A 1,447-nucleotide genomic window follows, 5' to 3' on the forward strand; every position below is an offset into this window, starting at 1 on the left:
AGATTTCTCACAATTTTATGTTAAATATATAGTATTTTTTTTAATTCTGCAATTATTTCCATTTTAATTTTTATGTAATTTTTTTGCATTTCAATATTAATTAAATTCTCTTGACTTTTTAAATGATTATTTTCTAAATTATTTTTTATTATTGCGTGACACTCAATTTCTCTAGAGTAATTTTTAATCATATTTTTTATGTTATTAATCATTTTATATTCCCCATTTCAAAGTTTTATAAATAATTTATTTATATTTTTTATTATATCATTTTATTTATAAAAATTATAAATAAAATGATATAATTTTCTATAATAAATCTAGTATTCATAGAAAAATAAATTAAAAGCAAGTTTAAATAAAATGATATAATAAAAAAAACAATTCCCTAAGAAATTGATAAAATTTTAATTTATAATAAGTATATTAATAATAATTACTTAAATGGGGAGTAGGGGGTTATGTGAAAATTTTATTAAAAATAATTGATTGTTTGAACCCAATTTCTATTTTTAAAAGTATTAAAAAGTATATAAAAAATAGAGCTAAGATTGAAGCAAAATTAATTGATAAAGAAAAGCAAAGACAACATGAAAAAGATTTACAAGATTCTAGATTTAAACATGAATCACTTGAAAATGAAAAAGACAGAAAATTACAAAAAGAATTAGCTGAAGAAAAAACTAAAAGATTAGGGTTAATATTAGAAAATAAATTAATTATAAATAGACAAAATTATTATTTAAAACATGATAATAATCCTAAATTAGAATTGGAACTTAAAAGAAAACGAATTAAAGGTAAAAAAATAAAGTAATATTGTATTTACAAAAATATGAGGTTAAAATTGATATAATCACTCTATTGAAGGTGATTTTAAGGAGTTTTGATAATGGATTTAAATATCAACAAAAATTTAAAAACAAAAGTTTTAAATAATTTTTTAAATTTATTAGCAATTAATTTAGCAGATACTTATTTAGAAACCTTAAAAAAATATAAATCAAAAGATGTAGATGAATTAGTATTAAATTTTTTAGATCAAGTAGTTTATTTAGTGGATGAAGAAATTGATATAACAAACGTTAAAAATAGTTCTAAAATATCCAAAATGAATACTAAACAAAAAGAAAAATTTAATAATGCTTTAAGAAAAGATAATAAATATCGAAAAATGTGTTCAGTTCTTAATTTTATATATCGAGTAATAAAAGAAGAAGAAACACAAGAGCAAGTATTCAATAATATATATCATTTTTATGAAAAATCTGATGCTGAAACTTTAGAAATATTTTCTAATGATTATAAAGAAAAAGAAAAATTTGATTTTTTTAAAGAAATAAAATTAAAGTTAAAAAATAGTAATAGTTTTTTATATAAATCAAATTTACAAGCAAATATATAAGTTTAATATATTTATAAAGTATCTTTAAAAACATCTCTAAGA

Annotated in this window: 3 protein-coding genes; 2 read left to right on the forward strand and 1 reads right to left on the reverse strand. The window is 17.3% G+C overall.

From position 1 onward, the window contains the following. Positions 1-20 precede the first annotated feature (20 nt). Positions 21-212 carry a hypothetical protein gene (locus tag M0D11_RS05950; RefSeq protein WP_252320980.1) on the reverse strand — a complete coding sequence of 64 codons (192 nt, stop codon included), beginning with the start codon at positions 210-212 and terminating at the stop codon, positions 21-23. Between the two features lie 251 nt (positions 213-463). Here M0D11_RS05950 and M0D11_RS05955 point away from each other — a divergent pair, with 251 nt between their 5' ends. After that, positions 464-817: a hypothetical protein gene (locus M0D11_RS05955; RefSeq protein WP_252320982.1), complete on the forward strand. Its 354-nt coding sequence runs from the start codon at positions 464-466 to the stop codon at positions 815-817. A 75-nt stretch (positions 818-892) separates the two neighbouring features. After that, complete coding sequence (locus M0D11_RS05960) at positions 893-1,405, forward strand: hypothetical protein (RefSeq protein WP_252320984.1); 513 nt, start codon at positions 893-895, stop codon at positions 1,403-1,405. The last annotated feature ends 42 nt before the right edge of the window (positions 1,406-1,447 follow it).

Origin of the sequence: Spiroplasma endosymbiont of Lariophagus distinguendus, assembly GCF_023846195.1 — a bacterium.
Lineage (GTDB): Bacteria > Bacillota_I > Bacilli_A > Mycoplasmatales > VBWQ01 > Spiroplasma_E.